This window comes from Paenibacillus sedimenti (genome assembly GCF_014534655.1).
Classification (GTDB): Bacteria; Bacillota; Bacilli; order Paenibacillales; family NBRC-103111; genus Paenibacillus_E; species Paenibacillus_E sedimenti.
Genome location: NZ_JACVVD010000018.1, coordinates 85,991 through 93,617 on the forward strand (window position 1 = coordinate 85,991; position 7,627 = coordinate 93,617).

Annotated in this window: 6 protein-coding genes, 1 tRNA gene and 1 rRNA gene; all 8 read right to left on the reverse strand. The window is 46.0% G+C overall.

The genetic code is table 11. The features are described from left to right. Positions 1–31: 31 nt before the first annotated feature. Positions 32–116 (reverse strand) — tRNA-Ser (locus tag ICC18_RS30225). An 84-nt stretch (positions 117–200) separates the two neighbouring features. Continuing rightward, entirely contained in the window at positions 201–1,481 is a 1,281-nt protein-coding gene (gene serS, locus ICC18_RS30230; RefSeq protein WP_188178135.1) for a serine--tRNA ligase, read from the reverse strand. Between the two features lie 88 nt (positions 1,482–1,569). After that, the gene (pdxT, locus tag ICC18_RS30235) at positions 1,570–2,148 is read right to left on the reverse strand and encodes a pyridoxal 5'-phosphate synthase glutaminase subunit PdxT (protein ID WP_188178136.1); all 579 of its coding nucleotides are present in this window, start codon (positions 2,146–2,148) and stop codon (positions 1,570–1,572) included. Beyond that, on the reverse strand, positions 2,148–3,029 hold the full coding sequence (pdxS, locus tag ICC18_RS30240; protein ID WP_188178137.1) for a pyridoxal 5'-phosphate synthase lyase subunit PdxS: 882 nt from the start codon (positions 3,027–3,029) through the stop codon (positions 2,148–2,150). Before pdxS ends, pdxT begins: the two co-directional genes overlap by 1 nt. A gap of 154 nt (positions 3,030–3,183) precedes the next feature. Next, positions 3,184–4,524 (reverse strand): D-alanyl-D-alanine carboxypeptidase family protein, encoded by a 1,341-nt coding sequence (locus ICC18_RS30245; RefSeq protein WP_188178138.1) that lies wholly within the window; start codon positions 4,522–4,524, stop codon positions 3,184–3,186. Positions 4,525–4,642: 118 nt separating this feature from the next. Then, entirely contained in the window at positions 4,643–6,100 is a 1,458-nt protein-coding gene (guaB, locus tag ICC18_RS30250) for an IMP dehydrogenase (protein ID WP_188178139.1), read from the reverse strand. Positions 6,101–6,217: 117 nt separating this feature from the next. Then, on the reverse strand, positions 6,218–7,414 hold the full coding sequence (locus tag ICC18_RS30255; RefSeq protein ID WP_223192999.1) for a putative glycoside hydrolase: 1,197 nt from the start codon (positions 7,412–7,414) through the stop codon (positions 6,218–6,220). Positions 7,415–7,519: 105 nt separating this feature from the next. Continuing rightward, positions 7,520–7,627, reverse strand: a 5S ribosomal RNA gene (rrf, locus tag ICC18_RS30260); the annotation flags it as partial.

The window sequence follows — 7,627 nt, forward strand, 5'->3', positions numbered from 1 at the left end:
GAATCGCATGACTTTTTAGCAAAATCATATACGGAGAGGGTGGGATTCGAACCCACGGAGGCTTGCACCTCGGCGGTTTTCAAGACCGCTGCCTTAAACCACTCGACCACCTCTCCACATGCAGGTGTCTCCTTGGTAGGAAACAACCTTATGCAGTGACAAAAAGCATTGTATCATACAAACTATGAGTGAATCAAGTTCTATTTCTTGCTAATTACTTTTACGTTATTCATGTAGGGCACCAGTACTTCTGGAACGATCACAGAACCGTCTGCTTGCTGATAATTTTCAAGAATTGCGGCAACTGTTCTACCGAGTGCCAATCCTGAACCGTTCAGCGTGTGCACGAACTCCGGCTTTGCCTTCGCATCTCGGCGGAAGCGAATGTTCGCTCTCCGGGCTTGGAAATCTTCGAAGTTACTGCAGGACGAAATCTCGCGGTATGCGCCGCTGTTCGGCAGCCATACTTCGAGATCATACGTTTTAGCTGACGAGAAGCCGATATCGCCTGTGCAAAGCGTCAGGACACGGTAAGGCAGCTTGAGCAGCTGTAAAACGCGCTCAGCGTCGTTCGTGAGCTTCTCCAGCTCATCGTAGGAGTCCTCTGGTTTCACGATCTTAACCAGCTCAACCTTGTTGAACTGATGCTGTCTAATCAAGCCGCGTGTATCGCGACCGGCGGAACCCGCTTCTGAGCGGAAACAAGCGCTGAATGCAACGAAATTCACAGGCAGCTGCTCATTCGTTAAAATATCATCACGATGATAGTTCGTGACCGGCACTTCGGCTGTAGGAATCAGGAAATATTCCGAATTCTCGATCTTGAAAACGTCTTCCTCAAATTTCGGCAGCTGCCCTGTACCTATCAAGCTTTCGCGGTTGACGATATACGGTGGCAGCATCTCTTGATAACCATGCTCATCGCTGTGAAGGTCCATCATAAAGTTAATCAAAGCACGCTCCAACCTTGCACCGAGTCCTTTGTAGAACACGAAGCGCGAACCGGTTACCTTCGCCGCCGCTTCAAAATCTAGAATGCCCAGCTCCTGTGCAACTTCCCAGTGCGGCTTCACGTCGAATTCAAATTGCGGAATTTCGCCTACGCGGCGGATCTCCACATTCTCTTCTTCCGACAAGCCTACAGGAACGCTTGCATGAGGCATATTCGGGATCGATAGCAGCACATGCTGCAATGACTCGTCTAAGACACGAATCTCGTCATCAAGCTCTTTAATGCGGTCTCCGACGACCTTCATTTCTTGTATCAATTCATCCGCGTTTTCACCGGATCTTTTGCGGAGCGCAACCTCTTGCGAAACGGTATTGCGGCGATTTTTCAGCTGCTCCGTTTCTTGCAGAAGCTCTCTGCGCTTCACATCCAAATCGGTAAAGCCCTTAAGCTCTTCGATTTGCTTACCGCGGTTTTGCATCGCAGCCTGTACCGCTGCCAAATCAATTCGTAATAATTTTACATCAAACAAGGAGATTCCTCCGTTAGCGCAAAATGGTTTGAATATGGAAGCAAGCACCCTCGCCGGAACCCGGTTACAGGGGTGCTTGTACCATCAATTATGCTTGACTTTGCTTTACCATGTCCAGGAAATAGCTGTGCATCCGGAAATCATCCGTCAGCTCCGGGTGAAAAGAAGCCGCAAGGAGATGCCCTTGCTGCGCAGCCACAATCTGGCCATCATAGGTGGCCAGGACGTCAACCCCCTGCCCCACTTCTTCAATCAGCGGCGCACGAATGAACACCGCGCGAACGTTATCGTCGATGCCTTTGATCGGCAAATCCGTCTCAAAGCTTTCGCGCTGACGACCGAACGCGTTGCGAGCCACCGTAATATCCATCAGCTCCAGATGAGCTTCCGGCTGTCCGGCGATCTCTTTCGCGATGACGATCAGACCCGCGCATGTACCGAAAACCGGCTTGCCTGCCGCGGAAAAGTCTCTGAGCGCATCAATGAAGCCATAGGTGCGCATCAGCTTGCCGATCGTCGTACTTTCGCCGCCAGGGATGATAATCCCCTGGATATCATCGAGCTGCTCCGTTTTTTTGATAACAACGCCCTCAGCTCCGGCCTTCTCGATGCCGCGAATATGTTCCGCTACCGCGCCTTGAAGCGCGAGAACCCCAATCTTCGTCATTACCAGCCGCGCTCCTGCATACGTTGGGTAGCATCCAGCTTAGAAATTTCGATTCCCTTCATCGGGGTACCGAGGCCTTTGGAGATTTCAGCAATTAATTTGAAATCGGTATAGTGAGTAACAGCCTCTACGATCGCTTTCGCGAATTTTTCAGGGCTGTCCGATTTGAAAATACCGGAACCTACGAATACACCGTCAGAACCAAGGTGCATCATAAGAGCCGCGTCAGCAGGTGTTGCAACGCCGCCAGCCGCAAAGTTAACGACAGGAAGTTTGCCTGTTTCATGAACTTGCAGAAGAAGCTCATAAGGAGCTCCAAGCGTTTTGGCTTCAAACATCAGCTCATCCTTGGACATGCCTTGAACTTTGCGAATTTGACCTTGAATCATACGCATATGGCGTACGGCTTCAACGATATTCCCTGTTCCCGGCTCGCCTTTGGTACGGAGCATCGAAGCCCCTTCGCCGATACGGCGCAGTGCTTCGCCGAGGTCGCGGCAGCCGCATACAAATGGGACTGTAAAGTCATTTTTGTTGATGTGATATACTTCATCCGCAGGAGTCAAAACTTCACTCTCATCGATATAGTCAACGCCCAGAGATTCCAGGACCTTAGCTTCAACAAAATGCCCGATTCTTGCTTTCGCCATAACGGGAATCGAGACGACTTTCATAACCTCTTCCACGATCGTAGGATCAGCCATACGGGATACACCGCCAGCCGCACGAATATCGGCAGGTACCCGCTCAAGTGCCATAACTGCAGATGCACCAGCTGCTTCAGCGATTTTCGCTTGTTCAGCATTCATGACGTCCATGATGACGCCGCCTTTTTGCATTTCGGCCATACCTTTTTTGACGCGTGATGTTCCAGTTTCCATTCTTTCGTTCCTCCTATACCATTTATAGGGACTTTGACGGAGTCGAAGTCTCTCTGCTACAACAATTTCATGCAGTTCCCTACACGATTCTTTAGTAAACTTCTAAACAATCATTTTACAGGATGGTGGGACAATATACAACCCATTATCTGGTTTAGGAGCCGCCTTTGAACCCTTTAAACATGTCTCCAAAGAAGTTTTTAATGGAGCGGAACAAAAGACGAATCCAGCTTGCTTTTTCCACATCATCATTAGCGATCAGTTCTACAGTCTTCTCTTGCCCGTTATAACTTACAATCACCTTGCCTAGAGGGTCCCCCTTCTTAATTGGAGCAACAAGTTTGCTTTCCTCCAGCGGCTCAGCGGTTAGTTTGAAATCTGTATCTTTGGCGCCTTTTTTCGTAACAAAAGTCATTCCTGTTTTCGTTACCAGCGGTACCGAAGTTTGAACACCTTTCTTAATGTTTACGGATTTTAAAGAATCTATTTCCGCTTTCGCATTTAAATAAGGTTTGATTTCGAAATTATTGAAGCCGTAATCAAGCAGCTTCCTTGTTTCATTAAAACGCTCCGGTTCTGTCTTCGTCCCCATCACAACCGTGATAATACGCATACCGTTTCTTTCGGCCGTACCCGTGAAGCAGTACCCTGCGTCATCCGTAGATCCTGTTTTCAAACCGTCGAGCCCTTGATAGGCATATTTTCTGAAATTAGTGTTCGTTTGGTTGCCTTCAAGCATCCAGTTCCAATTAATCATTGGCGATTTATCTGTTTCTCTTAACTTTAAAGAAGGAATTTTAGTGAAATCCAGAATCTCTTTATGATCTTTGAGGATATTATAAGCTAGAATAGCGGCATCTCGCGCTGTCATTTTAGTTTCGCCTTCAATCGATTGAGGCGGGTTCTTGAGATCCGCACGTGAAAGTCCCGTTGCGCTAATGAAATGGGCTTTATCCGACATGCCTAGTTGTTTGGCTTTCTCATTCATCATTTTCGCAAAATTTTCTTCGGTGCCCCCGATCAGCTCGGCAAACGCCACAGAAGCGTCATTAGCAGAATATATCGACATCGCATTAAACATTTCTTTGTAGGATAGAGTTTCATTTTCTGCTATCAGTTGGCCGGATCCAATTACATCTGCAGCATTTTTAGATGCTGTCACTTTCGAATCCCACGTAAATTTACCTTCTTTAATGCTCTCCATTGCCAGATATTCCGTCATCATTTTGGCCATACTGGCTGGAGGCAGCGCCTCATCAGCATTCATTTCGTAGAGCACAGCTCCTGTGCTGGCTTCCATAATGATAGCAGATTTGGCGTTAACCTTCAGATCGTTATTTACCGTTGGAGCCGTCGTTGTTGTAGTTGTAGTTGTCGTTGTAGTTCCTTCTGCCTGGACATAGGTTGGTTGTATATGTAAAAGAAATGATTGCGCTAATAAACTTACCCCTAACACCAAAGCGATTCTTTTTTTAGTAAAACCTATTAATCTCACAACTTCACTCTCCCTAGCATTTTTATGACACACTATATTGTAACACACCCTATTAGACAAAAAAAAGAAGACGAAGGTTCAAATCCTCCGTCTGCAATATTTACCATTTTGTTGCGAATTACAATGAATAGTTTGGCGCTTCCTTCGTAATCTGAATATCATGCGGATGGCTCTCTCTCAAACCAGCGCTTGTAATGCGGATGAACTGCGTATCGTGAATCAGTTCTTGGATGTTATGTGCGCCGCAGTAGCCCATACCTGAACGTAAACCTCCAACTAGCTGATAAACCGTATCAGCTAGCGGTCCTTTGTAAGCAACGCGACCTTCGATACCTTCAGGAACCAGTTTGCTTTCATTTTCTTGGAAATAGCGGTCTTTACTGCCTTCTTTCATCGCGCCTAACGAACCCATTCCGCGATATACTTTGAATCTACGGCCCTGATAGATCTCCGATTCACCTGGACTCTCTTCCGTTCCAGCAAACAAGCTTCCGATCATGACTGCGCTAGCTCCAGCCGCAATTGCTTTTACAACGTCACCGGAGTATTTGATACCGCCGTCTGCAATAATCGGCACATTAAACTCGGCCGCTGCTTGCGCGCAATCATAAATAGCCGTGATTTGTGGAACGCCAATCCCTGCGATAACCCGCGTTGTACAAATGGAGCCCGGTCCAATACCAACCTTAACCATCGAAGCGCCGGCTTTGATGAGATCACGCGTTCCTTCGGCAGTCGCTACATTCCCAGCGATGATCGGAAGATTCGGATATTGCGCCCTGATCTTTTTCACCGTCTCGGAGATGTTAATGTGATGCCCATGCGCGGAATCTACAACAATAACATCAATGCCTGCTTGTACGAGTGCCGCTGCACGTTCCATCACATCTTTGGCCACACCAACCGCCCCACCAACGAGCAGACGACCAAGTGCATCTTTTGCAGCGTTCGGGAATTGAATCGCTTTTTCAATATCTTTAATTGTAATCAAGCCTTTGAGTTCGAAATGTTCATCGACTAAGGGCAACTTTTCTATTTTATGCTTTTGCAGAATGCCTTCCGCTTGTTGAAGCGTCGTCCCGACAGGAGCTGTGACCAGATCTTCCCTAGTCATAACCTCTTTGATTTTAATCGAATAATCATGCACAAAACGTAAATCTCTATTCGTTAAAATCCCAACCAGCCTATTGCTCTCGTTCACAATTGGAACACCTGAGATGCGGTACTTTGCCATAAGTTCTTCCGCGTCATAAACATGATGCTCGGGTGTAAGGGAAAAAGGATTCGTAATAACTCCGCTCTCCGACCTTTTAACACGATCTACTTCTTCTGCTTGTTGTTCAATGGTCATATTCTTATGAATAATCCCGACGCCGCCTTCACGTGCCATAGCAATAGCAAGAGCAGATTCTGTTACAGTATCCATGGCTGAGCTAATGAACGGAATGTTTAACTTCACATGAGGCGCAAGCGTCGTGGAAACGTCAATCTCCTTACCGAATACTTCGGATTTTCTCGGCACCAATAACACATCATCAAACGTTAAACCTTCCTTACCAAACTTATCTTCCCTCACAACACTTATTCCTCCTCACAGGTGTATATTAGTGCTTATATTAACAAAAGCCTATTTTTCGTGTCAAGGAAAAGGGCCCGCTAGCCAATAGTCATATGGCCGAATAAGAACATTCCGTTAACGATACGAATAGATGCTGTTTGAATTCCACAAGAGGAACTGCTCTACACCATGCTCCTTCGCAGCTTTAATCTGTTCATTTACGTCCTCTTTTCCGTATGTCTTATGAGGTTTGACCCAAGTAGCCGTAAAATCCTGGTACCAAGGACGAATTTCAGCAATCTCGCTGTTAGTTTTCATTAATTGCTCGTTTTTTGTTTTCGCATCACGAATGGCTTTGCTAATAATGGAATAAGGTTGTAAATCAGGACTCTTCACCCCATAGACGCCACTTGAATAATGAGAGGGATATAACATTGGAGAAATATAATGAACCTGCTTGCTGATCATGGACCAATCTTGCCCAATCCCCATATCGTTATCCGATGAAGTCGTCAATCCAAACACATCTGCCGACAAATATGCCTTATTACCTATGCGTTCTCTCGCTCTTTTCAAAAATCCCTCTATAACCTGCGGTTTGGTCCATTGTTGGGAATTATCAAAAATGACCTCTTGATCCACTTTCTTGCCGTTCTCCGGGAATCTCACATAATCAAATTGAATTTCGTCAAATCCAAGGTCAGCTGCTTCTTTTGCAATTTGGATATTATAGTCCCACACTTCCTCTTTATAAGGATCTACCCAAGCGATACCTTTATTATCTCTCCAAATCTCACCTGCTCGATTCTTGATTGCATAAGCACTTTTCTTTTTACTCAAATATGGATCCTTAAAAACGACAATACGAGCAATCGAATAGATCCCTTTAGCTTTCAACAGTTGGAGCTTACTTTTCAAATCCTTGATAATCACATGGCTATTTGCTCCAATTTCATTGACCATGGGGACAGCCGATGCATATGTAACTTGTCCCGAATCATTTTTGATATCGATGACCATGGTATTCAAATCTGTCTGATCCAACAGTTGGATAAGCTGCTCAAATTTTGTTCCAACAGCTGACCAAGCTGACACGTAAATCCCTTTCACTTTTTCTTTAGGAGGTGTTTGTACGGCTGGCCCTTCCATTGTAAAAGGTACAACAGGCGCTTCCGCTATCGGAGAGGGAGATGCAATACCTGAGTCAGAGTAAGAACTTATGGTATTGTTTCTAACTGCATCCGACTTTGCCGAACAGCCATTATTCGCTAGTGCGACTAAGTTACAAACGAGGAATATTCCACAACATCTACTCCACTTCATTGTACCCATACCTATCCCTCCTCATAGGGCTAGTATGGTTTAATAAGCAGCTTCGTAAAGATGTTAAAAAAAGAGTCTTTCTGGAATTTCTTCCAAAAAGACTCTTCTATGTGTGCTTGGCAACGTTCTACTCTCCCAGAACCCTTCGGTTCAAGTACCATCGACGCTGGAGGGCTTAACGGTCGTGTTCGAGATGGGAACGCGTGGGTCCCCTCCGCCATC

What these genes read in the sequence shown, in the direction of transcription:
- pdxT (WP_188178136.1), bottom strand. Translation starts at nt 2,148, where the DNA reads ATGACGAAGATTGGGGTTCTCGCGCTTCAAGGCGCGGTAGCGGAACAT.
- ICC18_RS30255 (WP_223192999.1), bottom strand. Translation starts at nt 7,414, where the DNA reads ATGGGTACAATGAAGTGGAGTAGATGTTGTGGAATATTCCTCGTTTGT.
- pdxS (WP_188178137.1), bottom strand. Translation starts at nt 3,029, where the DNA reads ATGGAAACTGGAACATCACGCGTCAAAAAAGGTATGGCCGAAATGCAA.